This window comes from Mesorhizobium sp. M0227 (assembly GCF_040321855.1).
GTDB lineage: Bacteria > Pseudomonadota > Alphaproteobacteria > Rhizobiales > Rhizobiaceae > Mesorhizobium.
The window spans coordinates 152,467-176,256 of sequence record NZ_JAMYSJ010000012.1 but is presented as its reverse complement, the minus strand read 5'-3'; the positions used below and the strand labels follow the sequence as shown (position 1 = coordinate 176,256).

General features: G+C 60.8%; 23 protein-coding genes and 2 pseudogenes. 14 read left to right on the top strand and 11 right to left on the bottom strand.

What is annotated here, in order from left to right; translation table 11 throughout:
- Positions 1–124: 124 nt before the first annotated feature.
- Positions 125–448 (bottom strand): heat shock protein HspQ, encoded by a 324-nt coding sequence (gene hspQ / locus NKJ00_RS18800; protein ID WP_023811879.1) that lies wholly within the window; start codon positions 446–448, stop codon positions 125–127.
- A 125-nt stretch (positions 449–573) separates the two neighbouring features.
- Between hspQ and NKJ00_RS18795 the strand changes: the two genes are divergently transcribed.
- Positions 574–1,536 (top strand): AEC family transporter, encoded by a 963-nt coding sequence (locus tag NKJ00_RS18795; RefSeq protein ID WP_352630746.1) that lies wholly within the window; start codon positions 574–576, stop codon positions 1,534–1,536.
- Here NKJ00_RS18795 and NKJ00_RS18790 read toward each other — a convergent pair.
- A complete protein-coding gene (locus NKJ00_RS18790) occupies positions 1,513–2,724 on the bottom strand; it encodes a UbiH/UbiF family hydroxylase (RefSeq protein ID WP_352630744.1) in 1,212 nt (403 codons plus the stop codon). The two genes, NKJ00_RS18795 and NKJ00_RS18790, sit on opposite strands and share 24 nt — an antisense overlap.
- 111 nt (positions 2,725–2,835) lie before the next feature.
- On the opposite strand from NKJ00_RS18790, the gene NKJ00_RS18785 reads away from it, so the two are divergent.
- The 8 genes from NKJ00_RS18785 to NKJ00_RS18750 all read left to right on the top strand — a co-directional run bounded on the left by NKJ00_RS18785 (position 2,836) and on the right by NKJ00_RS18750 (position 11,074).
- On the top strand, positions 2,836–3,732 hold the full coding sequence (locus NKJ00_RS18785) for a DUF2182 domain-containing protein (RefSeq protein ID WP_352630742.1): 897 nt from the start codon (positions 2,836–2,838) through the stop codon (positions 3,730–3,732).
- A gap of 14 nt (positions 3,733–3,746) precedes the next feature.
- Positions 3,747–4,361 carry a DUF1326 domain-containing protein gene (locus NKJ00_RS18780; protein WP_352630740.1) on the top strand — a complete coding sequence of 205 codons (615 nt, stop codon included), beginning with the start codon at positions 3,747–3,749 and terminating at the stop codon, positions 4,359–4,361.
- Positions 4,358–5,176, top strand: coding sequence for a phosphatidylcholine synthase (gene pcsA / locus NKJ00_RS18775; RefSeq protein ID WP_023811884.1), 819 nt, complete (start codon positions 4,358–4,360; stop codon positions 5,174–5,176). The genes NKJ00_RS18780 and pcsA overlap by 4 nt, the downstream gene beginning before the upstream one ends.
- Positions 5,177–5,220: 44 nt before the next feature.
- Positions 5,221–6,198: a quinone oxidoreductase family protein gene (locus tag NKJ00_RS18770; RefSeq protein WP_352630738.1), complete on the top strand. Its 978-nt coding sequence runs from the start codon at positions 5,221–5,223 to the stop codon at positions 6,196–6,198.
- 133 nt (positions 6,199–6,331) lie between these two features.
- Entirely contained in the window at positions 6,332–7,909 is a 1,578-nt protein-coding gene (locus NKJ00_RS18765) for an ABC transporter ATP-binding protein (RefSeq protein WP_352630735.1), read from the top strand.
- Positions 7,906–9,036: an ABC transporter permease gene (locus NKJ00_RS18760; protein ID WP_352630733.1), complete on the top strand. Its 1,131-nt coding sequence runs from the start codon at positions 7,906–7,908 to the stop codon at positions 9,034–9,036. Before NKJ00_RS18765 ends, NKJ00_RS18760 begins: the two co-directional genes overlap by 4 nt.
- Positions 9,036–9,956, top strand: coding sequence for an ABC transporter permease (locus NKJ00_RS18755; protein WP_031213469.1), 921 nt, complete (start codon positions 9,036–9,038; stop codon positions 9,954–9,956). Before NKJ00_RS18760 ends, NKJ00_RS18755 begins: the two co-directional genes overlap by 1 nt.
- A 50-nt stretch (positions 9,957–10,006) precedes the next feature.
- The gene (locus NKJ00_RS18750; RefSeq protein WP_023811889.1) at positions 10,007–11,074 is read left to right on the top strand and encodes a BMP family ABC transporter substrate-binding protein; all 1,068 of its coding nucleotides are present in this window, start codon (positions 10,007–10,009) and stop codon (positions 11,072–11,074) included.
- Between the two features lie 45 nt (positions 11,075–11,119).
- Here the strand turns inward: NKJ00_RS18750 and NKJ00_RS18745 are convergent, their stop codons facing one another.
- The 6 genes and pseudogenes from NKJ00_RS18745 to NKJ00_RS18720 form a co-directional block, all read right to left on the bottom strand.
- Entirely contained in the window at positions 11,120–12,226 is a 1,107-nt protein-coding gene (locus NKJ00_RS18745; protein ID WP_128305839.1) for an acyltransferase family protein, read from the bottom strand.
- Between the two features lie 99 nt (positions 12,227–12,325).
- Entirely contained in the window at positions 12,326–13,639 is a 1,314-nt protein-coding gene (gene rimO, locus NKJ00_RS18740) for a 30S ribosomal protein S12 methylthiotransferase RimO (protein WP_352630730.1), read from the bottom strand.
- Positions 13,640–13,775: 136 nt separating this feature from the next.
- Positions 13,776–14,438 (bottom strand): TerC family protein, encoded by a 663-nt coding sequence (locus tag NKJ00_RS18735; protein ID WP_023811892.1) that lies wholly within the window; start codon positions 14,436–14,438, stop codon positions 13,776–13,778.
- Positions 14,439–14,617: 179 nt separating this feature from the next.
- On the bottom strand, positions 14,618–15,025 hold the full coding sequence (locus tag NKJ00_RS18730; protein WP_032909322.1) for a DUF930 domain-containing protein: 408 nt from the start codon (positions 15,023–15,025) through the stop codon (positions 14,618–14,620).
- A gap of 56 nt (positions 15,026–15,081) precedes the next feature.
- Entirely contained in the window at positions 15,082–15,780 is a 699-nt protein-coding gene (locus tag NKJ00_RS18725) for a DUF2161 domain-containing phosphodiesterase (RefSeq protein WP_352630727.1), read from the bottom strand.
- Between the two features lie 102 nt (positions 15,781–15,882).
- Positions 15,883–16,278 (bottom strand): annotated as a pseudogene (locus NKJ00_RS18720) (sterol desaturase family protein); the annotation flags it as partial.
- Between NKJ00_RS18720 and NKJ00_RS18715 the strand changes: the two are divergent.
- Positions 16,279–16,680: pseudogene (locus tag NKJ00_RS18715) on the top strand (isochorismatase family protein); the annotation flags it as partial. It lies immediately after the preceding pseudogene.
- Between the two features lie 718 nt (positions 16,681–17,398).
- On the opposite strand, the gene ku reads toward NKJ00_RS18715, so the two are convergent.
- Positions 17,399–18,223 carry a non-homologous end joining protein Ku gene (gene ku / locus NKJ00_RS18710; protein WP_352630724.1) on the bottom strand — a complete coding sequence of 275 codons (825 nt, stop codon included), beginning with the start codon at positions 18,221–18,223 and terminating at the stop codon, positions 17,399–17,401.
- Between the two features lie 786 nt (positions 18,224–19,009).
- Here ku and NKJ00_RS18705 point away from each other — a divergent pair.
- Positions 19,010–19,441, top strand: a complete 432-nt coding sequence (locus NKJ00_RS18705) for a hypothetical protein (RefSeq protein WP_352630721.1) — start codon at positions 19,010–19,012, stop codon at positions 19,439–19,441.
- A 267-nt stretch (positions 19,442–19,708) separates the two neighbouring features.
- Here the strand turns inward: NKJ00_RS18705 and NKJ00_RS18700 are convergent, their stop codons facing one another.
- Positions 19,709–20,209: a metallophosphoesterase family protein gene (locus NKJ00_RS18700; RefSeq protein ID WP_352630718.1), complete on the bottom strand. Its 501-nt coding sequence runs from the start codon at positions 20,207–20,209 to the stop codon at positions 19,709–19,711.
- Between the two features lie 75 nt (positions 20,210–20,284).
- On the opposite strand from NKJ00_RS18700, the gene NKJ00_RS18695 reads away from it, so the two are divergent.
- From NKJ00_RS18695 to NKJ00_RS18685, 3 genes are all read left to right on the top strand, one after another.
- Complete coding sequence (locus NKJ00_RS18695; RefSeq protein ID WP_352630717.1) at positions 20,285–20,518, top strand: hypothetical protein; 234 nt, start codon at positions 20,285–20,287, stop codon at positions 20,516–20,518.
- Positions 20,519–21,045: 527 nt separating this feature from the next.
- A complete protein-coding gene (locus NKJ00_RS18690) occupies positions 21,046–21,354 on the top strand; it encodes a hypothetical protein (protein ID WP_352630714.1) in 309 nt (102 codons plus the stop codon).
- 41 nt (positions 21,355–21,395) lie between these two features.
- On the top strand, positions 21,396–22,241 hold the full coding sequence (locus NKJ00_RS18685; protein ID WP_050592710.1) for an SIR2 family NAD-dependent protein deacylase: 846 nt from the start codon (positions 21,396–21,398) through the stop codon (positions 22,239–22,241).
- 318 nt (positions 22,242–22,559) lie between these two features.
- On the opposite strand, the gene NKJ00_RS18680 is transcribed toward NKJ00_RS18685, so the two are convergent.
- Complete coding sequence (locus tag NKJ00_RS18680; protein WP_023811902.1) at positions 22,560–23,069, bottom strand: ferritin-like domain-containing protein; 510 nt, start codon at positions 23,067–23,069, stop codon at positions 22,560–22,562.
- Positions 23,070–23,790: the final 721 nt, after the last annotated feature.

The following is a 23,790-nucleotide window of genomic DNA, read 5'->3' as shown; positions in this document are numbered from 1 at the left end:
GGGCGATCATGCCCCCGTGTCGTCAAAAAGCTACCAGCCAAATATCCTGTCAGAACACTGAAGGTGCCTAAGTGAACTGCATTAGGGTCATGCCCCGCTTTTCTTGTGCCCGTCTCTCCGCGGGTTAGTGCCTTGACTGCCGTTTCGGCTGGTAGCCGCCGTCCGGCCTCTTGTCGAACATCTCCTTGATCTGCGGATGCCGGACCGGCTCACCCGACTGATCCTCAAGCAGATTCTGCTCGGAGACGTAGGCGATGTATTCGGTCTCCGAATTCTCGGCGAGCAGATGATAGAAAGGCTGATCCTTGCGCGGCCGAACGTCGGCGGGGATGGCTTCGTACCATTCGTCGGTGTTGGCGAATTGCGGGTCGACGTCGAAAATAATGCCCCTGAATGGAAACAGCCGGTGGCGAACCACCTGTCCGATTGCGAATTTGGCTGTTTTCATCGTACTCACCACTGAATTCCTTGGGCTTATTTGGCGCAGACCGCGCATCAATTCAATCCCGAGGCGCTTGACGCCCTATCAAGCAACGGGGTAGCCCGGCGCCAAGGTTTCGGACCAGCATAAAAATGTCTGACGTCATCGGTCTTGTTCTTCCGTTCTTCGGCTTGATTTTTGTCGGGTTTCTGGTGGCGCGCATCACCAGGCAGCCGCTGGAGGCGCTCGGCTGGATGAACACGTTCATCGTCTATGTCGCGCTGCCGGCCCTTTTCTTCCAACTGCTTGCCAGGACGCCGTTCGAAGACCTGACGGAATGGCGCTTCATCTTCGGTTCGGTCGTCTCCACCTTCATGATATTTTCCTTGATGTTCATGGGGTCGGTGCTGACCTCGCGCGGCGAGATAGCGCAATCGACCATCAAGGCGCTCGCGGCCGCCTATGGCAATATCGGCTATATGGGACCGGGGCTGGCATTGCTGGCCTTCGGCGAGGAGGCGGCTGTGCCGGTCGCCCTGATCTTCTGTTTCGAGAACATCATGCATTTCGCCCTCGCACCCATGATGATGGCGCTGTCGGGCGACGAGAAGACCACTCCTCTCCGGCTTGCGCTGGGTGTCGTGCGCAAGATCGTGCTGCACCCGTTCATCATCGCAACCGCCCTGGGTGTCGGCGCCGCCTATATCGGCTTTCGACCGCCCGTGCCGGTGGAGCGACTTCTGGAATATCTTTCCCGGGCGGCCGCACCTTGCGCGCTGTTTGCCATGGGCGTCACCCTGGCGCTCAGGCCGCTCAATCGCGTCCCGCATGAGATGGTTCCGATTGCGGCGCTGAAACTGATCCTGCACCCGTTGCTCTGCTATGTCGTGCTGAGCTGGATCGGCAATTTTTCTGAGACATGGGTCTTCTCGGCGGTGCTTCTGGCGGCATTGCCGACCGCCACCAACGTCTTCGTCATCGCCCAGCAGTATGGCGTCTGGGTACAGCGCGCGTCGGCCAGTGTGCTGATCACAACCTGCCTGTCGGTCGTGACCGTCACCGGGCTGCTCTACCTGATCCGGCACAATATCCTAGCGCCGGACCTGTTTCCCTAACCCGCCAGCAAGCGCGGCAAAACCGCTGCCGGGACGAAGTCCCTCGCGCATGAAAAAAGCCCGAAGCGGCGCGAAGCCTCCGAGCACACCGAGCCCGGCAACGCGGGCCATCTGCGCCGGCAGCATGTCGGAAAGCAGCGACATGTTGAGCAGGTTGACCGCGCTGCTGCGCGCCAGAATATCGGGGCGGCGCTTGAAATCGTAGGCTGCAAGCGCCTTGGCTGTACCTGGATCGGCTCTATTTTCACGAGCGATTCCAATTAGATCGTCGACGTCCCTGATGCCTAGATTGAGGCCTTGCGCACCAATCGGGGGAAACACATGGGCGGCTTCGCCGACCAGCGCCACCCGATCTCGGGCGAAACGCAGTGGCGTCACCGCCGAAAGCGGATAGATCTGCCTGCCCGGCTCGACCGTCACCCGGCCCAGCATCGACTGCATCTGCTGTTCGACCCGCTGAGAAAGCGTCGCATCGTCCAGTGCGGCGAGGTCGGTCGCGGTCTCGGGCTTGACCACCCAGACTAGGCTGGAGCGATTGCCGGGCAGGGGGACCTGCGTGAACGGACCGGTCTCGGTGTGGAATTCGGTCGAGGTGAAGGCATGGTCGCCGCTATGGCCGAAATTGAGGACGAGAGCTGCCTGCGGGTAGGACCGGGCCGAGGTCGAGATGCCGGCCGCCTGGCGCGCCGGTGACAACCGCCCGTCGGCGGCGACCGCCAGCGCTGCGTCGACCGTGCTGCCGTCGGTCAGGACGGCACGGGCGTGCTCGGCATCGAGACGCCAGTTCGCCACCATCGGCCTCAGCCGGTCGATGCCGGCATGCGCGGCAACGGCACTGGCGAGTGCCGGGTTAAGGACGCTGTTGGGAAGGTTCAGCCCGAATTGGTCCTCGTCGATTTCGCTGGCACGGAAGGTGACGACCGGGCTGCGGATCAGCCGGCTGGTGGCGTCGACGATGCGCATCACTTTCAGGGGCGCCGCCTTGGATTTGGCGGCTTCGAGCACGCCAAGCCGGTCGAGCACTTTCAAGGCAGGGTTCATCAGAGCCGTCGTGCGGCCATCGGGGGCGGTGGCCTCCGGCCCGACCAGTGTCACCGGGAAACCTTCGGCGGCAAAACCGAGCGCCGCGATCAGCCCTGCCGGCCCAGTGCCGGCAACCAGTATCCGCGCAGTTTGCTGATGCTCCAAGATCGGCTTCCGGCTTGCAATGCGAGGCGGTCCACCCGACCTGCCGTTCGATGAGCATATAGGTCAGATCTGCCGCTTGATCAACGCGGCGATTCGGCCCATTCGGATGTCATGACCGGCCAGCAGGACGACTTCAGCCATCTCGACCGCGCCGGCCGCGCCATGGCCGGCATCGCGCGCAGTCCTCGCGTCATGGTAAACGTCGTTGTCGGCGCTTGCATCCTGCTGGCCTGGCTGTCTCTTGCGGCGATGGCGATCCGCGGGGCTGAAACAGGGATTGCGGGCATCAACGCCCCTGGCGACACGATCCTGCGCAGCCTGCCGCAACTGCCGCTGCCCGATTTCCTGGAACGGTTCTTTGTGCTGTGCCTCTCACCGGTGCCTTTGGACGCAAGTCTCGGCTTGCAGGCCGGCGCGCTCGTTTTCATGTGGCTCCTGATGGCGATTGCGACGATGCTGCCTTCGGCCGCGCCGATGATCCGCACCTATTGCGAGATCGCCGACACGGCTCGCATCAAGGGCGAACCGGTCGTTCACCCGCTGGTGCTGGTCGCCGGCTATCTCAGCGTCTGGCTCGCCGCTTCAATGATGTTCGCGGCGCTGACCTTGGCCGCCCATGCATTCGCCTCGTCAGCCGGGATGCTCGATCCGGTCATCGGCGTTGCCGGTGCGCTCGCTCTCCTGATTGCCGGCCTCTACCAGTTCAGCGGCCTGAAGGAGGCTTGCCTGAAGAAATGCAAGAACCCGTTCTCGGTCCTGTTTTCGAACTGGAGCGCGAGGCCCCTTAACATCTTTCGGCTCGGTGTCGCGCAAGGTCTGTGGTGTCTCGGCTGCTGCTGGGCCTTGATGCTGGTGATGTTCGCCGTTGGCGTCATGAACATTTTCTGGATGGCGTTGATCGGGCTGTTCACCCTGATCGAAAAACAAACCGCCAGCAGGGTTCCAACCCGGCTGGCCGGTGCGATACTGCTTGTCTGGGCAGCCGCGCTGCTAGTAGTCTCGCTGTGAGTGGGGGAAAATCGATGGCAGACCAGAGCTGGGCAATGAAGGGAGAGCTCGTACTCTCCTGCAATTGCACGGTTTTTTGCCCTTGCGTGCTATCGCTTGGCAATCATCCGCCGACCGAACGCTATTGCCAGACCTGGGCGGGGTTTCGCATCGATGCCGGCCATTTCGGTGAGGTCGATCTGTCCGGCCTCAAGCTCGGGCTGATCATGGAAATCCCCGGCTACATGAGTCGCGGGAACTGGACCGCCGGCCTGTTCATCGACAGCCGAGCCTCGGTCTACGCGGTCAAGGCGCTGACAAAGATCTTCACGGGCAAGGCAGGCGGAACCACATCGCTGCTCTCCATCCTGGTCGGCAAATTCCTCGGCGTCGAACAAGTGCCGATCACCTATGAGACGCGTGACAAGACGCGTATCTTCCAGATACCGAGGATCATCGACGGGGCGGTGACACCCATCCCCGGCAAGGATCGCGACAAGGATACGGTGATCAGCAATTCGGAATACTGGATCGCGCCTGAGATCATCGTGGCAAGGTCCGACAAGAGCAAGATGCGGGCTTTCGGCCGCAACTGGAATTTCGCCGGCCGTTCGGCCGAAATCTGCAAGCTGGATTGGCGGGGCCCGTGAGCAAGAACACAACGGCCCGAAAAGCCGCCAAAAAGATCACGGACCGGATTCCGCGCCCGAAAAAGAAGGTCACCTGGCCACAGGCGAGGGCGTTCTCCGTCCACCTCTTGACCGCCTCGGGGTCGTTCCTGGCCTTCCTGTCGCTGGTAGCGGCAAGCGAAGAGCGCTGGACGGCGATGTTCTGGTGGCTCGGGCTGGCATTGTTCGTCGACGGCATCGATGGGCCGATCGCGCGGAAGCTCGAGGTCAAGGAAATCCTGCCGACTTGGTCGGGCGAACTGCTCGACAACATCATCGACTACGTGACCTACGTGCTGATCCCGGCCTTCGCGCTCTATCAGCGCGGCTTCATGGGCGAGGGCCTGTCATTCCTGTCTGCGGCGATCATCGTCGTCTCCAGCGCCATCTACTATGCCGACACCGGCATGAAGACGAAGGAGAATTTCTTCAAGGGGTTCCCCGTGGTCTGGAACATGGTGGTGTTCACCCTGTTCGTCATCGAGCCCGGACAATGGGTTTCGTTTGCGGTGGTAGTGGTGGCCGGCGTCCTGACTTTCGTACCGATCAACTTCATCCACCCGGTGCGGGTGGTGCGGCTGCGGCGCATCAACCTTGGGATGACTCTCTTGTGGTGCGCTTTCGGCGCGCTTGCCCTGGCCCAGGCGGCACTCGCTGCCTTCTACGATCAGATCGGCGTGCTGGGCGAGCAGGTCAGCACCTTCACCAAGATCGGCATCACCATCACCGGGCTTTACCTTGCCTGCATCGGTGGCATCATGCAGTTCTTTCCCAATCTCGGTGCCAAAAAGGCCTGATCAGCCACTCCCACAGAGAGCCTAGCCCCACAGGAAGCCTAGCAATGTCCAAAGCGATCCGCATTCACGCCAACGGCGGCCCGGAAGTCCTGACCTACGAGGACGCCGACCTCGGTCAGCCGGGATCCGGGCAGATCCTGGTCCGGCACACCGCGATCGGCCTCAATTTCATCGATGTCTATCATCGCTCTGGCCTCTATCCGCCGCCCGGCGGCTTCCCGCTCGTGCCAGGCAGCGAAGCCGCCGGCATGGTGCTGGAGGTCGGCCAGGGCGTCGACTGGCTGAATCCGGGCGATCGCATCGCCTATGCGGTGACGACGGGGGCTTATGCGCAAGAGCGCGTCATCGATGCCAGCCGGGTCGTCAAGGTTCCGGATGGCATCAGCGACGAACAGGCCGCCGCGATGATGCTGAAGGGCATGACGGCGGAATATCTGCTGCGCCGGACGTTCAAGGTGAAGGCAGGCGACACGATCCTGTTCCACGCCGCGGCCGGCGGCGTCGGGCTGATCCTCGGCCAATGGGCAAAACACCTCGGCGCGACCGTCATCGGCACCGCCAGCTCGTCCGACAAGATCGAGCTCGCCAGGGCGCATGGTTTCGACCATGTCATCAACTACAAGGAACAGGATTTCGTTGCCGGCGTCGCCGCCATCACCGGCGGCAAAAAATGCGATGTCGTCTACGATTCGGTCGGCAACGACACATTTCCGGCTTCACTCGACTGCCTGCGGCCGCTTGGCATGTTCGTCAGCTTTGGCCAGTCATCGGGACCCTTACCGCCGTTCAGCATGTCATTGCTGGCCCAGAAGGGCTCGCTGTTCGCAACAAGGCCGACACTGTTCGTCTACAACGCAAAACGCGAGGACCTCGATGCTTCTGCCGCCGCTCTGTTCGAGGTCGTGCTCAGCGGCGCGGTCGAAATCAAGATCAACCAGCGCTACTCGCTTAAGGATGCCGGCAAGGCGCATTCCGACCTCGAGGGCCGCAGGACGACAGGGACGACCATTCTCATCCCTTAGTCCGTTCTGCCTTGCTATCCCTTGAATTTCCGCTGAAATTCTTGAAGCTCTTTCAAGACGCGTGCCGCTTTCCGATGAGAGCCGGCCGCGCCTACCATGCCTGCGGGAACACAGAACATGTCTGGCTAACCAGATGGGAGGCACTGTGAGTGCAAATCACGACGGCACGAACCTGCTTGAGGTGCGTGGCCTCACCAAGATATTCGGCACGCTGACGGCGTGCGATCACATCGATCTCGACATCGCCAGGGGTGAGATCCACGCCTTGCTCGGCGAAAACGGTGCCGGCAAGTCGACGCTGGTCAAGATGCTGTTCGGCTCGCTGGAGCCCAATTCCGGCGAGATATTCTGGAACGGCCAGCCCGTCAGGATTTCCAGCCCCGGCGTCGCGAAAAAACTCGGCATCGGCATGGTATTCCAGCACTTCTCGCTGTTCGAGGCGCTGACCGCGGCCGAAAACATTGCCCTGTCGCTGGACGACGGCTCGCCGATCAACAGCATCGCTGCGAAGGCGAGGGCGCTTTCCTTCAGCTACGGCCTGCCGCTCGATCCTGACTCGCTGGTCGGCGACCTGTCGGTGGGCGAGCGCCAGCGCATCGAGATCATCCGCTGCCTGTTGCAGACGCCGCAGCTCATCATTTTGGACGAGCCGACCTCGGTGCTGACGCCGCAGGAAGCCGACAAGCTGTTCGAGACGCTGGAGCGTTTGCGTTCGGAAGGCAAATCCATCCTCTACATCTCGCACCGGCTCGAAGAGGTCAAACGCATCTGCGACCGCGCCACGGTGCTGCGTCACGGCAAGGTGGTCGGCCACTGCAATCCGCGTGAGGAAACAGCCTCCTCGCTGGCTCGCATGATGGTCGGCAACGAGGTGCAGGCCGTGGTGCGCGCGCCGGTCGAGGGCATCGACAAGGCGCCACCGCTGCTCGAAATCCGCAATCTCAATCGCAAACCGGCAACGCCGTTCTCGATACCGCTCAAGGGCATCAACCTGAACGTCCGCGCTGGCGAGGTGATCGGCATCGCCGGCGTCGCTGGCAACGGCCAGGGCGAGTTCTTCGAATCCGTTTCAGGCGAAGTGCTGCAGCAGAATGCCGCCTCGGTGCGCATTCGTGGCAAGGATGCGGGAGGCCTTAGCATCACCGGACGCCGACTGCTGGGCGCCGCCTTCGTGCCGGAGGAGCGCCTCGGCCACGGTGCGGCACCGCGCATGAAGCTTTCTGAAAACCTGCTGCTGTCGCGCCATGCCACCGACGGCAAGGCGTTCGTCGGTTCCGGCGGGATGGTGAAGAGCGGTGCCATCCAAGCCGCCTCCCAGCGCATCATCGAGGCGATGGATGTGCGCAAGAGTGCGCCGGATCCGGAGGCTGCGGCCCTTTCGGGTGGCAATCTGCAGAAATTCATCGTCGGCCGTGAACTCGACCGCCGGCCGAGCGTCATGGTGGTGAACCAGCCGACCTGGGGCGTCGACGCGGGCGCTGCCGCCCACATCCGCCAGGCCTTGATCGAGCTGTCGCGCAGCGGATCGGCGGTGCTGGTGATCAGCCAGGATCTCGACGAGCTGTTCGAGATATCGGATGCGATCGCGGTCATGCACAATGGCGAGCTGTCGAAGCCGATGCCGATCGCCGAGGCGACCTTCGAGAAGGTTGGCTTGCTGATGGGCGGCGCCGAACCAGGCCACGCCGAACACACGCTGGAGACGGCATGATGCGCCTCGAACTAGTCAAACGCCCGCAGCGTTCCATGCTGTTTTCGGCCCTGTCGCCGTTCATCGCCTTTGCGCTGACCATCATTGCCGGCGCCGTCATGTTCGCGCTGCTCGGCGTCAATCCGCTGACCGCGTTCAATATCTATTTCATCGAGCCGATCAGCCAGGTCTGGCAGTTGCATGAGTTGGCGATCAAGGCAGCGCCGCTCATCCTGATCGCTGTCGGCCTGTCGGTCTGCTACAAGGCCAACATTTGGAACATCGGCGCCGAAGGCCAGTTCATCCTCGGCGGCATTGCCGGTTCGATGATTCCGGTGCTGTTTCCGCAGTTCGAAGGTCCGCTGGTGCTGCCGCTGATGCTTTTGCTCGGCATGGTCGGCGGCGCGGCCTATGCCGCGATCCCGGCTCTGCTCAAGACGCGCTTCGGCACCAACGAGATCCTGACCAGCCTGATGCTGGTCTATGTCGCGCAGCTCTTCCTCGACTGGCTGGTGCGCGGACCCTGGCGCGATCCGCAGGGTCATGGTTTCCCGCAGACCATCCAGTTCAACGATTCGGCCGTGTTGCCGGAGCTGATGCCGGATGCCGGGCGGGCAAACTGGGGTTTTGTCTTCGCGCTGATCGCCGCGGTGCTGGTCTGGATCCTGATGAGCCGCATGCTGAAGGGTTTTGAGGTGCGCGTGCTGGGCTCAAGCCCGCGGGCAGGGCGCTTCGCCGGCTTCGGCCTCAACCGCATGGTGTTTTTCGCCTTCCTGCTGTCGGGTGCCCTGGCGGGTCTTGCCGGCATCTCCGAGGTCTCGGGCGCCATCGGGCAGTTGCAGCCTGTCATTTCGCCCGGCTATGGCTTCACCGCCATCATCGTGGCGTTCCTTGGCCGCCTCAACCCGCTCGGCATCGTTGCCGCCGGTCTGGTGCTGGCGCTGACCTATCTCGGCGGCGAAGCGGTGCAGAGCGCGCTCGGCATCTCCGACAAGGTGGCGCGGGTGTTCCAAGGCATGCTGCTGTTCTTCGTGCTCGGCTGCGACACGCTCATCCACTACCGCATTCGCCTGGTCGGCCTGGCGCTGACCAGACCGGAAGGTGCCGCGAAACGCGAAGCCGCACCGAAGCTGAAGGAAGCCCGTTGATGGACATCACCGTAAACATCCTTCTGACCATCGCCACCGCGGCGACGCCGCTGTTGATCGCGGCAATCGGCGAACTGGTGGTCGAGCGCTCCGGCGTGCTCAATCTCGGCGTCGAAGGCATGATGATCATGGGCGCCGTCGGCGGCTTCGGCGCAACCTATCTCACCGGATCACCCTGGATCGGCCTTCTGGCGGCCATCGCCATGGGCGCGGTGTTCTCGCTGCTGTTTGCCGTCATGACGCTGTCGCTGGCCACCAACCAGGTGGCGACCGGCCTGTCGCTGACGCTGCTCGGCCTCGGCCTGTCCGGCATGATGGGCACCAGCTTCGTCGGCCAGCCCGGCGAAAGGCTGCCCAACCTCTACATTCCCGGCCTGACGGAAATCCCTGTGGTCGGCAGGCTGCTGTTCGGGCAGGATCCGATCTTCTACATCTCGATTGCGCTCACCGCGGCCGTCATGTGGTTCCTGTTCAAGACAAGGACCGGACTGACGCTGCGTTCGATCGGCGACAGCCACACCTCGGCGCATGCGCTTGGCATCAAGGTGATCCGCTATCGCTACCTCGCGGTCATCTTCGGCGGCGCCTGTGCCGGTCTCGCCGGCGGCCATCTCTCACTGGTCTACACGCCGCAATGGGTGGAGAACATGAGTGCCGGCCGCGGCTGGATCGCGCTGGCGCTGGTGGTGTTCGCCTCCTGGCGGCCATGGCGGGTGCTGGCCGGCGCCTACATCTTCGGCGCGGTGTGGATCGGCCAGCTTCATGCACAGGCTTTTGGCATTCCAGTGCCCTCGCAGTTCCTTTCTTCGCTGCCCTATCTGGCAACCGTCGTGGTTCTCGTTCTAATCTCGCGCAACAAGCGTCTGACGATGATGAACACGCCGGCTTCCTTGGGGCAGCCATTCGTTCCGGATCGTTGACAATAAAAACAAACGGGAAGCTCCAAGGCTTAACTCAGAGAGGTAACACGATGAAAAAACTGCTTATTGCCCTGATGACCACGACCGCCGCCATGTCGCTGGCAGCGACGGCCGAGGCCGCGGACAAGCTGAAGGCCTGCTGGGTCTACACCGGCCCGATCGGCGACTTCGGCTACTCCTACCAGCACGACCAGGGCCGTCTCGAGGTGGAGAAGGCGCTCGGTGACAAGGTCGAGACCGCCTATCTCGAAAACGTCTCGGAAGGCCCCGATGCCGACCGTGCTTTCGAGCGCCTGGCACGCGAAGGCTGCAAGATCATCTTCGGCACCTCCTTCGGCTTCATGGACCCGGAAGTGAAGGTCGCCAAGAAATTCCCGAAAGTGATGTTCGAGCACGCCACCGGTTACAAGACCGCTGACAATCTCGGCATCTACAATGCGCGCTTCTACGAAGGCCGCTACATTCTTGGCCAGATCGCCGCCAAGGAATCGAAGGCAGGGGTCGCCGGCTATATCGTTTCCTTCCCGATCCCCGAAGTGGTGATGGGCATCAACTCCTTCATGCTCGGCGCGCAGTCGATCAACCCGAATTTCAAGGCCAAGATCGTCTGGGTGAACTCCTGGTTCGATCCGGGCAAGGAAGCCGACGCTGCCAAGGCGCTGTTCGACCAGGGCGCCGACATCATCGTCCAGCACACCGATTCCACCGCTGCCCTGCAGGTGGCCGAGGAGCGCAAGCTGAAAGGCTTCGGCCAGTCCTCAGACATGATCAAGTTCGCGCCGAACGCGCAGTTGACCTCGCTCACCGACGAATGGGGTCCCTATTACATCAGCCGCGTCCAGGCCGCGCTCGACGGCACCTGGAAGCCGGACAATGTCTGGCTCGGCATCAAGGACGGCGCCGTCAAGATGTCGGCCTACACCAACATGCCCGACGACGTGAAGGCGATGGCCGAAGCCACCGAAAAGAAGATCGCCGGCGGCTGGAATCCCTTCACCGGACCGGTTGCCAAGCAGGACGGCACGCCGTGGCTGAAGGATGGTGAAGTCGCCGACGACGGCACGCTGCTCGGCATGAATTTTTATGTGAAAGGCGTCGACGACAAGCTGCCGAAATAAGCAGCGCGAGACATGAGACGGAGGGGCGCCGCGAGGCGCCCTTCTTCATTCGGCGGGCTGTGCGCCGGCAGAGGGGCGACGAAACCGCGTTCGTCCGGCATCGACCGCGCGGCCGAGCCAAAACCTGAGCAACCGCTGTACCGGTTGTTCGCAGGTGCGCCAGATCGCCCACGAAATGAAAAGCATGAGCACGACGCAACCAAGAGCGGCAATCCATTTGCCGACAAGGGGCGTTGCCGCATTGATGGCGAGATAGCCGATGTCCTGGTGCAGCAAATAGAGCGGATAGGTCAGCCCGCCCAGCGCCAGAGTGAGCCCCGATGCCCTGACACGGTCGCGCAGCAGCACCGCGCCGATCAAGGCCGCGTGCATGACGACGTTGGCGACGACGAGATTGGCCGAGGCAACGGCAATGCCGTAGTGGCCAAGCATCCAGTGCTGCGTCACCGATAGCGTTCCGCAGGAGATCAGGAACGCGGCGGCAAGCAGCAGCAGGGCCGGCACAGAACGGCCATGCGAATGGATTTGGTGGACCAGCACGCCGGCGGCGAAGAACGGGCCGAACTCGGTGAGGAACAGCAGCCTGGCTCCGCCGCTGCCGATGAAGAACTCGTTCAAGGCCGAGATCGCCAGCCAGATGAAGATCAGCTCCAGCTTGCGTTTCTGGAAGAGCCCAGTGAACAGGGCCAGCGTGATCCATCCGTAGAACACCAGTTCAAGCACGATCGACCAGTAGACGCCGTCCATGAAGGGCTGGCCGAAGGCCGGCGCGAACATCGACAGATTGGCGGCATACTGAACGAAAGAGGCCGAAAGCAGCGGCGACCCGACAAGGAAGACAATCGCGAAGGTGATCGTCATGCAGAACAGAAAACCCGGATAGAGGCGAACGAACCGCGCGATCGCAAACTGATCCCAGCTCCGGTTTTCCGCCGACCAGGCAATGACGAAACCGCTGATCAGGAAGAACAGGTTGACGCCGAGATAGCCGTAGAGGGCGAATGGTGCGGCAAGCGGATAGCCTTGCGCAAGGTAGCCTTCGGCGGCAGCGCCGCGAAAGAAATAGTGGAAGAACACGACGGCAAGTGCTGCCGCCAGCCTGAGCAGGTCCAGCGTCGCGATGTAATTTTGTTCCGCAGGTCTGGTGTTCATCCGCATTTCCCGCATCTACGGTCCACAAACCATAGAGCGGATCGCGGCTGCGCGGGTTAAGACGGCTGAATTATCGCCAGATGTAGTAAATACGGACCGTCAGACCGCCGAACCATAGAGGTCATAGGCATCGGCACGGTCGATCTTGACGGTGACGATGTCGCCTTGGCGCAGCGGGCGGCGCGACTGGATGTGCACCGAGCCGTCGATCTCGGGCGCGTCGTATTTGGTGCGGCCCTTTGCCGACGTGCCGTGCGCCTCGTCGATCAGCACCGGCAGGCGCTTGCCGACCTTCCTGGCCAGTTGCGTTGCCGAAATCTTCTGCTGGCGCTGCATGAAGCGGTGCCAGCGCGCCTCCTTGATCTCTTGGGGAACCTGTTCGAGACCGAGATCGTTGGAGCGGGCGCCCCGGACCGGCTCGTATTTGAAGCAGCCGGCGCGATCGATCTTGGCCTCGTCGAGCCAGTCGAGCAGCATCTCGAAATCGTCGTCCGTCTCGCCGGGGAAGCCGACGATGAAGGTCGAGCGGATGGCCAGATCCGGGCAGACCTCACGCCAGCCGCGAATGCGCTCGAGCGTCTTTTCGCCGTGTGCCGGCCGGCGCATGTTCTTCAACACCTGCGGCGAAGCGTGCTGGAAGGGGATATCCAGGTAAGGGAGGATCTTGCCCTCTGCCATCAGCGGGATGACGTCGGCGACATGCGGGTAGGGGTAGACATAGTGCATGCGCACCCAGATGCTGAGCTTGCCCAGTTCCTCGGACAGATCGAGGAATTTTGCGCGCACCTCACGGTCGCCGAACATCGACGTCTGGTACTTGATGTCGATGCCGTAGGCGCTGGTGTCCTGCGAGATGACCAGAAGTTCCTTGACCCCGGCCTTGGCCAGTTTCTCGGCCTCGCGCAGCACATCGGCCGCCGGCCGCGAGACGAGGTCGCCACGCAGTGCCGGAATGATGCAGAAGGTACAGCGGTTGTTGCAGCCTTCGGAAATTTTCAGATAGGCGTAGTGGCGCGGCGTCAGCTTGACACCCTGCGGCGGCAAAAGATCGACATAAGGGTCGTGCGAAGGCGGCGCAGCCTCATGCACGGCAGCCATCACGCTCTCATAGGCCTGCGGCCCGGTGATCGCCAGCACATTGGGGTGCTTTTCGCGAATGACGTCCGGCTCGGCACCCAGGCAACCGGTGACGATCACCCGGCCGTTTTCCGAAAGCGCGGAGCCGATGGCGTTGAGCGACTCGTCGCGAGCGGAATCGAGAAAGCCGCAAGTGTTGACGACGACAAGGTCGGCGCCGTCATGCTTGCGGGCGATTTCGTAAGCTTCGGCGCGCAGGCGCGTGATGATGCGCTCCGAATCCACAAGGGCCTTCGGGCATCCAAGACTGACAAAACTCACGCGTGGAGCGGACATAGAGCGTTTCCGGGCTTTTCAGGATTGCCGGCGCAGTACCACACTTATTGCGGCATTGGTATGGGCAGACCCGCGATGCGGCAAAACGCACGGCGGTCTTGCTTCCACTGAGTGAAGATGCCGATGTCCGCCAGCCTCAGCCGACCGCACCGTTTACATGCGGCCAGACCTCCACCGCGCCACGATAGACCATGTCCACAGCCACATAGAAAATGATCAGCAGGCCGACATAGGCAATCCAGCGGTGGCGATGCAGCAGCTTGGCAATGAAAGTCGCGGCCAGCCCCATCAGGGCGATCGACAACACAAGGCCGATGACCAGCACCGGAAAATGATCGCGCGCCGCTCCAGCCACCGCCAGCACGTTGTCGAGCGACATCGACACGTCGGCGACGACAATCTGCAAGGCAGCCTGGCCAAGGGTCTTGCGCTTGGTCTTGCCGGCGACCGCCTGGTCGCTGTTGAGGTCCGAATTCGACAGTGCCTCGGTCGCTTCCAATTCATCGGCATGCGACGTACGCAACTCGCGGTACATCTTCCAGCAGACCCACAGCAGCAGGATGCCGCCGGCGAGCAGCAGGCCGACGATCGCCAGCAGCTTGACGGTAATTGCGGCAAACCCGATGCGCAGCACCGTTGCCGCCACCACGCCGAGAAGAATCGCCTTCTTGCGTTGTTCGGCGGGCAAGCCGGCCGCGGCGAGGCCGATGACGATCGCATTGTCGCCGGCCAGCACGAGGTCGATGGCGATGACCTGCAGCAGGGCGGTCAGACTGGCAGCGCTGAAAAAAATGTCCATCGACAGGAAGCCCTTGCTGATTTGCCGAGTGTTCGTCGATTATCCAGAGGCCCTAACTTGGTGGTCCCCTGGCGTCAAGGGATCACGCGTGGCTGCATCACCGAAGCATCGTCACGTCAAGCCGGATCCAAGGCTCGCGGCACTCGCCGACAGCCAGGCAAACCATGGCAGATCACAAATTAATCGTAGAGATTGTACTTTGCCCAGTCGGCTTCTGGAATCTCGTCCCCGATCCGGTAGCGGAGCTGCAAAACTTCCATATGGTCCGGCGCGGTCTGGCACTTGAATTTCAGCCGGTACCACTGCCCCTTGCTGCGAAACGCAGCACCTGGGCTCTTGATTGCATCGGCACCCATCTCGGGCGTGGCGAAGGCGTAGGCGACGACGCGATCGGCTTTGAACTTGCGATCGTCATGGGTGATGCGGTCGAGCACTTCGGCATCGCAACGCTGTTCAAGACGGGTTTGGGGATCGAGTTTCATCAGACCGGCGCGCAATGCATTGTCCATTGCGCTGGCTGGAAAACTCAGTGTCACTGACGCCAAGGCGGTCATGCAGAGCTTCTTCATGGGCGGGACAAGCAACATATTTTGTCGGAGAAATCAACCGAGAGGACCGCCGCGAGCGCCGCCGGAATCTTCAATCATATGGCCGGTGCGTTCAAAATTGCGTGTCGGGATTCGTCGTGCGACGCCTGCGGCCAACGGACCAAAGAGGCACGGCCGGCATCGGTGAGATCGTAAAGGCCGCGGTCGACGCGCGCGAACCAGCCATAAACATTGTGCTGCAGGATTTTCGGCGCCATCGGCGTCACCGCCTTCAGATCTCGCGGCCGCCTGGGTCCGTCCACCATGGCCGCAGCGCAGGCGAGGGCGCTTTGGCGATAGGCCGTCATGATCGGATTGCGCGATCCTCCTCCCACAACGGGATCGCCGCGACGGCGCTGGTGCTCGTCGACCAGGCGAGAGCGCCGGCGGGCATTCTTGCGCGGCGCCAGCGCGATCGGGCTGAGAAGCACCTCGACCCGGTCCGTCGCGGTCACACCGAGCAGGCCGAAGCCAAGACGGCGGCAGAGATTGCGAAATCTGGCGTCGCTTTCGCGGCCCTTGCCGCGGGCCGACATGCGCGCGGCCAGCCACACCTCGTCGCAGGACGCCGCGCGATCGACACCTTGCAGCACCAGTTCGAGATTGAACTGCAGCTTCAACTCGCAGATGACGACAACCGGCGGCTCCCCCTCGCGCAATGCAACAACATCGCAGCCGTCGATCTCGCCTTTGACGACAAAGTCGAGGCTTTCGAGGAACCGCTTCACCGGCGCATAGAGAGACGTCTCGTTCATGCCGCAGGGTTTAGCCGATTCGACGCGAAAAGCCTTCCCGTGGTTCGGCGTTCTACGGCCCGAAAGCGGATCGGGGTGGATACCGCACCGTCGGGCCAGCTGTCAGGCTTCGGTGTTCGGCACTGCCCGGTTCGGCAGCTTCCTGCGGCGCAGGAGCGGATAGCCGATCTGACCGAAATAGGTGGAAGGGATCGGATCGTCGACGCCGTACTTGTCCGGCACCTTGTCACCGGTGGGATTGTAGGTGCCGAACAGCATGTCGAGGAAAGGCAACTGCCCGGCGAAGTTCTTGTCATAGGCTTCGCGCTGGTTGGCATGGCGCCAGCGATGGAACTGCGGGCTGGCGATCAGCCACTTCAAGGGGCCGAACGGAATCCGCACGTTTGAATGCACAAGCAGCGTATGTCCAAGGTAGATGGTCGAAAAGACGGCGATCGAGGCTTCCGAGAAGCCGAGGAAAAAGATCGGCGTCAGCGATATCGCCTTTGTGACGATGGCGACCGGACGTTCATCAACACCTGGGAAGACAGGAAGGTCGTGAACGCGGTCAAGGCGACCGGCCGCAAGCAGCTCATCATCGCCGGCCTGTGGACCGAGATCTGCGTCGCTATGCCGGTTATCCAGGCGTTGGGCGAAGGCTGGGACGTCACGGTCATCGCCGACGCCTCGGGCGGCACGTCGGTCGAAGCGCACGAGGTCGCCATCCAACGCATGATCGCGGCCGGCGCAAACATGATGACCTAGCTGGCGCTGGCATCGGAGTGGCAGCGCGACTGGGCGCGTACCGAGCACGTCGGCGAGCTGACGGAAGTGCTCAAGCAGCACGCCGCTGGCAGCGGCATCGCGTACCTCTGGGAGCAGCAACTGCTCAACACGCCTTTGCCGAGCACCGCCGGCTGAACTGGGCGGGGTGACGAAAGCGTTGAGCGATCCAGCGCCAACATGCTGAGCCGGGTCACCCCCGCCCACAAGACGAGCCGCCTGAATGCAGGGCGGCCGGCCGTCATCAACGATCACTTCCTCCATCCATTGGCCGCGACTACAGTCGGCGCAGCCTGGCTATCTATCGCCTCATTGAAAGGACCATGGAGATGTTCGGCGGAGCGCTTCCGAGAGGAAATGGACGTCATCTATCCGAACTTCAAAGTCAGCCTGACGCAACAGGGCGCTCGTGATCGATGACCTCGCAGTTCGGATATATCGACTTGGAACAGAGGACCTTGCAACCAATCGACAACCCGCTGGGCACGAGGTTGTCATCATGTCTTAGGTACAAACCGCTACCCATGTCTCCGGGCTGGACAATTCGACGTCTGGCGGAGGAAGTGGGATTCGATTCTTGCCTCCGATCCAAGCAAATCAAGAAATCTAAGAATCGATTGTTACACAGCATGTTACGCGCCAGTCAGACGGTGCGGACACGAGCGCGGCCCTTCCCGAAAATGCTAGTGGTGAATCTGTCTAGCGAGGCAACGGAGCAGTGCACGGTGCCGTTTGCGAAGGCCCTGAGGGAATGATCGTGGAGAAAGGCCGCCTTCAGGATCAGCTAGACGCGCTCAAGGCTCCGCTTCTCGGCAAGCGATATGGATGAGCAACGAACGAGTGCCGGTTCCAGCACCTAAGCTGATTTGCGGCTATTGGCCTTTGGCCGATCTTGGCCGAGCCCTTCCTTGGCGAGGCTCTTTCGAAGAACTGAGGCCAAGTCGACCACGTTCTCCTTGGGTTTCGGTACCGGTTTCGGGGGTTTTTTGCCCTTGCGCTTGGCGTCAATCATGGCAATCAACGCGTCCTCGTAGGTGTCCTCGAATTTCGAAGGATCGAACTTTGTCACCTTCTTGTCGATGAGAAGCCCCGCGATTTCGAGCAAATCCGAATCATATTTTGCGCTCTTCACATCGTCGAAGACGGTGTCTTCCGATGTCATCTCATTGTGGGTCCGTAGCTCGGTCAGCAACATCCCTTTTCCAAGGGGCTGTATCAACACTTCGCGCCCGCGCTGATAGAGTACGACGCAGGAGCGTGCCGCAACGCGTTTCTTGGCCATCGCATCGCGCAGGACGGCAAAGGCCTCCAGGGAGGCGCCGTCTGCCGGGATCAAGTAGTATGGTTTCTCGAGATAACGTGTGTCGATCTCGGCAACCGGAACGAAGGAATCGACGTCAAGTGTATGCTGTGACGTCAGCTTCAGTTTCTTTAACTCGTCCGGCTCGACGTGGATGAAATCATCCTTGTCCGCCTCATACCCTTTGATCTGATCCTCGGCTTTGACAACGTCGCCAGTCTCTTCATCGACATAGGCGCTTTTAACGGGTAAACCGTCCTTGCGGTTCAAAATCTTGAAGTCGATCTTGGTTGCCTCGCTTGTGGCACCCACTATCTTTACCCCGCATGACACGGAACCGACCCTCAGAAAGCCCTTCCAGACCGCGCGTGGCGCCACCATGCCGTTTCTCCTAGACGTTGATCCGGCACAACGTCAGGCACACGGTTCTGTTCCTCAACGTTGGCAGTACCCTCGCCAATGTTAGTTATTCTTCACGGTAGTCCAGCAGCTTTGCATGGCGCAGTTTTTCTTCGCCCTTCAGAAAAACTTGACCCGGCCGACCAAGCCTGGCTTGATCCTCTCGGCCTTGTCTTTCTTTAAGCCCTTCGGCACGGGACGCCGATCTTGCCCTGCACGCGCTCCGACAGGCTGTTGAATATGCCCAGCAGCAGGTTGATAGGCCGGCTCGATGTAGGTCCAGTTTTGGGCTTATGCGAATGTCCGCAAAGCGCCCTCATTCCTGTCGTTTGGGTTGTGTGTTTGCCGGCCTGGAAGCGGACATCGATTTTGTCAGAAATGGCGGACGCGCCGAACCGCGAAGCAGGTCTTTCTTTTGGTTGGCTCAAGCTACGTGGAAGGGGCGCCTTGTCGGCCTTGTGCCTGTCTCGAGATCCAATTCACTGGATTACAGTGGCCTCCATGCCGATGAAATGAAACGCCAACCCCAAAGTTCCATAAGGCGTTACTAATTTAAATTGTTGTTGTGGGCGGGTGGCGAGCTGTTCGTTCTGAACGGCTTCGGTCTGATTTGGGATGAGATATCGTTTCGCGCGCCGGCGGAGCAATGCGCTGTTTTTGTCATTTCGCAATCCATGTCGGGCAAGTGGCCGCCTTACCGGCTCTTGTCAGTGCGTAGGCGCGCGATAGTTTTTGTGGGGAAGGGACTTCGATCAAAAGGAGCCGACGATGGAACACCAAACTCTAAGTCAATTGCAGACAATTGCAGAAGTAGAACCCCTCTCGACATACCCGATCATGACCCGGCAACAGCGTATTGAGCGCTGGGCAGAGTTGCTGGCACAACATCCCGAGCGACGCCTGAGAGCCCTTACCGGCACTGAGTATCTGAAGCGGGAAGCCCGCGACGCAGCACGCGGTGAGGGCTCGCCAATTACAGTGGCCTTCGAGGACCCGCTACTGCGTGCGTTAGGCATGAAGGACGACACCTATGGGGAAGCAAAGCGCTTCTTTGAACTGTCTGACGGTGAGTTGCATGACATCGTCTGCAGTTGCCATGTCGGAACCACGTTCAGAGGGCAGTGGGCTGCCGCTAGAGTCCGCCGGTCGATTGGAGGGAACAGGTTTCTTAAGTGGCTTAGAGAGAGAATGTGGCACTGAGATCGCCAAGGACGGCGATTGAAGCTCGTTTCAAGCGAGGTGGATGAACGATTGGGCGCCAGTGGCGCGCCGCCGGGGTGACGACGGGGGTCGGCGCCTGTCCCAAAGGTTGTGACGGCTGTGCAGACGGGTGGGGCGCTCCTCGGTCCGGTTTACTCGCGGTGCGTTCCAGGCAAGGCTGCAATACCCCAGGGGCAGGATTTCTGGATTCCTGTTTGCGGCTAGCATCACCACGTAAAGACGTCGATCGTTCGACCATCTGCTGCGCTAACCTCGGCGGCGCCGCCTGGCCTGTATGGCAGCAAAAGTGACGGGGCGAAAATCCCAGGCGTCCACGCCGACGTCGTGTTGCCGCGTCATTGGCTTCAGCCGGCCATGAGAATGGCCGTGCAGGTTTATCGATTTCTTGCCGATCTGGTTCCAGGTGCGGAACGGGTAGTGGCAAAGAACCAAGAAACGGCCCTCGACCGTCAGCTCCTTGTAGTGTTGCACGCTAGCCCAAGCCGAAGCGCGGAGCGTTACCACGCCGTCGTTGTTGCCGATGATCAGGTGCTTGGTGCCATGGAGGCAGGACAGCAGCGAAGACACTGTCTCCGCCGATCCCTTGGCAAAGTCGCCGAGGTGCCAAACCTCGTCGCTTGGAGCAACAGTCTCGTTCCAAAGTTCAGTCAGTGCCTGGTCATGCGCCGCCAATGAACTGAAGGGGCGGGGGTCGAGCCGCAGAATGCGGGGATTGTTGAAATGCGTGTCGGAGGTGAAGAAGATCATGCGCCGCCGCTGGCTGAGACGAGCGCTCGACGAACGCTTCTAAGTTCGCTTGCCGGAGCGCCTTTTGGGTCCATCATGGATCCTGATTTGGGCTTCCCTGAACATCTTGAGTGCCTCTTCCTTGGTGAGGCCGCACTTGCGCGCAAAGTAGAGCGCTTCGATCGCCTTTTCACGATCCGCCGTGGCTTCTGTGTGCTGTTTGGGCTTTTTACCCATCGTTCTCTATCACCTTTGATGCCACCGAACCATCACCGTGCCGGGTTGTTCCCATCCATCGGATCTGCTGATCTGCCGAGCGCGGCAGCCTGATGTCGTCGATAAAACGAGATCCCGAGACCTTAGCAGGCATCAGCTTGGTCGTTTCTATATGGCCCATCCCGGAGGCACAGTCGGAGCTTTAAAGTTGCCGAACGCCTTGCAACGGTTGCTTTTGGCTACGAGCGGCACGCGGCCGGCATCTTTTGCCGAAGGCGGCTCGGCCTGCGCGTGGCTACGGTGAACGGTACTTCAACAGCCCTGAGTTCGGATGTGGTATTCCGGTTCCATCCGCGAGTTTTCCCGCGCATGGCTCGCCGGCAGACACGCTGGGTGGCTCCCGCTGAAGCCTTGCCTCTACCTTGCAAGCTTGCCATGGCGATCCGGAACCTCGAGGCATGTGGAGAGTTGTCCAGCAGCCCAGCGGAGATCCAAGCCATGGCGCCACCAGATGCCGATCCCGGCGCCGCCGCGCAGCCGAAGCGCTCTGGCAAGCGGCAACCCCATCACCGGCACGGCACAACGCCTCCGGAGCAGGATTATCTATCGACGGGCTTCCAATGATATGAAGGACATGGCCCATGAACGTCGCCAACCTGCAATTGGAAGGTTTGCTCATGGCGGTCGCGGCCGTTAATAACGCCTTGGTCCGCAAAGGCCTTCTCTCTGTCGATGATATCGACACGGCGTTGAAAAACGCGGAAGCCTCGTTCACGGTTGATGAGCGCCTCTTCGAGGATATGTCGCCGGCTAACCGCGACGCAGTGTGTTTCCCTTTGCGTCTTTTGCGGCTGGCTAACACCAAGCAGTTCGAAGCGAGTGTGCCACCGTTTTCCGAACTGGCCAGGCAGGTGGGGATCACCAAGCAGCCTAACAACGACCAGATGTGAGGGAGGAGGGTCGACCTGCGCGGGTGGCCTCAAAAGACTTGATGAACGATGACCCTGTAGATTCGCTCGCCAACGCAATTCGCCATCGCAGCGCAATTCTGTTTGTTGGGGCAGGGGTGTCGATCAGTGTTGGACTACCCTCCTGGGAGAAGCTGATAGAGCGAATGGCAAAGGAGCTCGGCGTCGACGACGAATTTTCCACGCGACGCGATCGCTTTCAAACCCTGGCCGAGTACTATCGGATCAAGCATGGCAGCATCGGGCCACTTCGCAGTTGGATGGACAGAAACTGGTCCGTCCCCAAGGACCGGATCGAGAAATCCGAGTTGCATCGTCTCATCGTGAGGCTCGACTTCCCTGTCATCTACACAACTAATTATGACCGGAACCTAGAACTGGCTTATGAGATATACGGCCGGGACTACGTGAAAGTGGCCAATGCACGCGATGTAGCGCAGGCCCGCCAAGGCGTTACCCACATCGTCAAGTTCCATGGTGATTTCGACGAGGATTCGTCCCTCGTCCTCACCGAAACGGACTACCTCGATCGCCTGTCCTTCAATTCTCCGCTGGACGTGCGTTTTCGCTCGGATGCACTCGGCAGCACGATCCTCTTCATTGGCTATAGCCTTTCCGACCCAAATATTCGGTTGCTGTTGCACCGTCTCTGGCAGACGTGGCATCGGTCCGGCTATGAGAAAGATCGCCCGCCCTCGTTCATCCTCATGACCAGCCGAAACCCTGTGGAGGAGGCCGTTCTTGGGCGTTGGGGCATTTCGGTCGTCGTCGGCGAAATCGACGAGCCGCAAGCTGCTTTGATGGACTTCCTCAGCCGGCTGGCGGAGATGGTTGGGGATGGGGAAGTGTCGCAAAACAGCGAGCAATAGGAACTATCGGGGTAAACGGCAGTTCGGCGAGCTCTCAAGAAACGGCCGCATAGCAGAGAGCTCCGTCCGGAATTTCAATGTTCAATTCCGGCCCTCAACATCTTGCCGCACATGACGTGCTTCGCCTGGCTCTTGAGTAAGATGGAGATGTCCTTGGCTCGACCTGCATGTCGGGATGCTAAATCGCGGCACGGAGAAACTGACGAAAACTGCCTTTCCTTCGAAGTGCCTTTCACACCGGTAACGCCTCAACCTCAATGCGCGTTGCGCCGAGCTCGGCGCAACGCGCGATCTCTTATTCGGCAAATGACCGACCGATCAACGCTTGGCGTTCTCACTCTCCGAGTCGGTCCGCGCGAGGAACTGTTCGGTTGTCGCTGGAATATGGCTTTTCAGCCAGTCCGCCATCGCGACTTCCTCACGCAGGTTCTCTTCGCAGACCTGGGCGACCTCTGCTTCACCTAGCGATTTGGCAGCGGCGATAAGGATTGTGTAGGAGGCGATTTCCATGTGCTCGAACGTGTAGCTTGCAAGCGATCCTTTCATCACTTCGTCACCGGCGAAGACCCCACTGAGCGACTGCGCCATTGCCGTCAGCTTGCCGCCGGCATCCTTCAATGTGGAAGATCCTTGTCCGATGCGGTCGAGACAAGTTTCCAGCCGAGCAGCCTGCTGTCTGGTCTCCTGAACGTGCTGGCGAATCCGGTCGCTGAGCTCAGGATAGTTCTCAATTCGGTTCAGCTGCCCATTCAACATGGTCTCGGCCTGCTCCTCCATAGCGTGAGCATCCCTAAGCCATTGGACAAGCCATTCGCGCGATTCTGACATTTTTCATTCTCCTTCACGGGTCGGCCAGAACTTTCAAAGGGAGATATTGTTCCTCATCGGTTGAGCTGCGGCCTCGGCCTGTATCGCGAGCCTTTTGCTGGTCGGCGCTGGATTCAGGCTCCTGGACCTCGGGCGATGGGCATTGCCGCGGCGCTGAAACGCATTCTGCAGAATGACCGAAGCTGTTGCCGTCACCGCGTTCGGCGATGGGTATCTCTAGAGTTTCGTGTCGGCTCGTATTCTGCTGCCACGCTGCCATGTGTCAGGCCAAGCTGTGTCTTGCCCGAACTGTCTGCATTTACCGTTTATCTTGCGAAAAACAGCTCGTTGCTGATGCGCCTCAGCGTGGCCCCAGGTTCACCAGCGGAGATCTTGTTTTCACGATGGAACGTCACGGGAGATCTATTCACGATGGAACGTCACGGCGTTTCGCAGGTTGGTAATGGAATTTCGCAGCCAAGGAAACGGGCCATGACTTCTTCAGACAATTCTTCAGTTGGCATATCACCCCGCCCCGAAAAATCGGGCGGCAGGACCCCGCCAAAGCAGGCGACACCTTCACCGGCCGCAGAGAAAACCTCTGGAGCAGGTCCTGCGATCGCCGAGCGTTCGAAAGACGCCAAGGCGCCCAGAGGCGGTCGTCAGCCTGGGGCTTATGTCAAGGATTAGACGGCCGTGCGTTTAGTTTCGGCTGGCCGCTACAGTCGAAGCGAGGAGGAGG

Bases quoted from the DNA above. Each gene is read 5' to 3' on its own strand.
- hspQ (WP_023811879.1), bottom strand. From the start codon at position 448: ATGAAAACAGCCAAATTCGCAATCGGACAGGTGGTTCGCCACCGGCTG.
- NKJ00_RS18795 (WP_352630746.1), top strand. From the start codon at position 574: ATGTCTGACGTCATCGGTCTTGTTCTTCCGTTCTTCGGCTTGATTTTT.
- NKJ00_RS18785 (WP_352630742.1), top strand. From the start codon at position 2,836: ATGACCGGCCAGCAGGACGACTTCAGCCATCTCGACCGCGCCGGCCGC.
- NKJ00_RS18780 (WP_352630740.1), top strand. From the start codon at position 3,747: ATGGCAGACCAGAGCTGGGCAATGAAGGGAGAGCTCGTACTCTCCTGC.
- NKJ00_RS18770 (WP_352630738.1), top strand. From the start codon at position 5,221: ATGTCCAAAGCGATCCGCATTCACGCCAACGGCGGCCCGGAAGTCCTG.
- NKJ00_RS18765 (WP_352630735.1), top strand. From the start codon at position 6,332: ATGGGAGGCACTGTGAGTGCAAATCACGACGGCACGAACCTGCTTGAG.
- NKJ00_RS18760 (WP_352630733.1), top strand. From the start codon at position 7,906: ATGATGCGCCTCGAACTAGTCAAACGCCCGCAGCGTTCCATGCTGTTT.
- NKJ00_RS18755 (WP_031213469.1), top strand. From the start codon at position 9,036: ATGGACATCACCGTAAACATCCTTCTGACCATCGCCACCGCGGCGACG.
- NKJ00_RS18750 (WP_023811889.1), top strand. From the start codon at position 10,007: ATGAAAAAACTGCTTATTGCCCTGATGACCACGACCGCCGCCATGTCG.
- NKJ00_RS18745 (WP_128305839.1), bottom strand. From the start codon at position 12,226: ATGAACACCAGACCTGCGGAACAAAATTACATCGCGACGCTGGACCTG.
- rimO (WP_352630730.1), bottom strand. From the start codon at position 13,639: ATGTCCGCTCCACGCGTGAGTTTTGTCAGTCTTGGATGCCCGAAGGCC.
- NKJ00_RS18735 (WP_023811892.1), bottom strand. From the start codon at position 14,438: ATGGACATTTTTTTCAGCGCTGCCAGTCTGACCGCCCTGCTGCAGGTC.
- NKJ00_RS18730 (WP_032909322.1), bottom strand. From the start codon at position 15,025: ATGTTGCTTGTCCCGCCCATGAAGAAGCTCTGCATGACCGCCTTGGCG.
- NKJ00_RS18725 (WP_352630727.1), bottom strand. From the start codon at position 15,780: ATGAACGAGACGTCTCTCTATGCGCCGGTGAAGCGGTTCCTCGAAAGC.
- ku (WP_352630724.1), bottom strand. From the start codon at position 18,223: ATGGTGGCGCCACGCGCGGTCTGGAAGGGCTTTCTGAGGGTCGGTTCC.
- NKJ00_RS18705 (WP_352630721.1), top strand. From the start codon at position 19,010: ATGGAACACCAAACTCTAAGTCAATTGCAGACAATTGCAGAAGTAGAA.
- NKJ00_RS18700 (WP_352630718.1), bottom strand. From the start codon at position 20,209: ATGATCTTCTTCACCTCCGACACGCATTTCAACAATCCCCGCATTCTG.
- NKJ00_RS18695 (WP_352630717.1), top strand. From the start codon at position 20,285: ATGGATCCTGATTTGGGCTTCCCTGAACATCTTGAGTGCCTCTTCCTT.
- NKJ00_RS18690 (WP_352630714.1), top strand. From the start codon at position 21,046: ATGAACGTCGCCAACCTGCAATTGGAAGGTTTGCTCATGGCGGTCGCG.
- NKJ00_RS18685 (WP_050592710.1), top strand. From the start codon at position 21,396: ATGAACGATGACCCTGTAGATTCGCTCGCCAACGCAATTCGCCATCGC.
- NKJ00_RS18680 (WP_023811902.1), bottom strand. From the start codon at position 23,069: ATGTCAGAATCGCGCGAATGGCTTGTCCAATGGCTTAGGGATGCTCAC.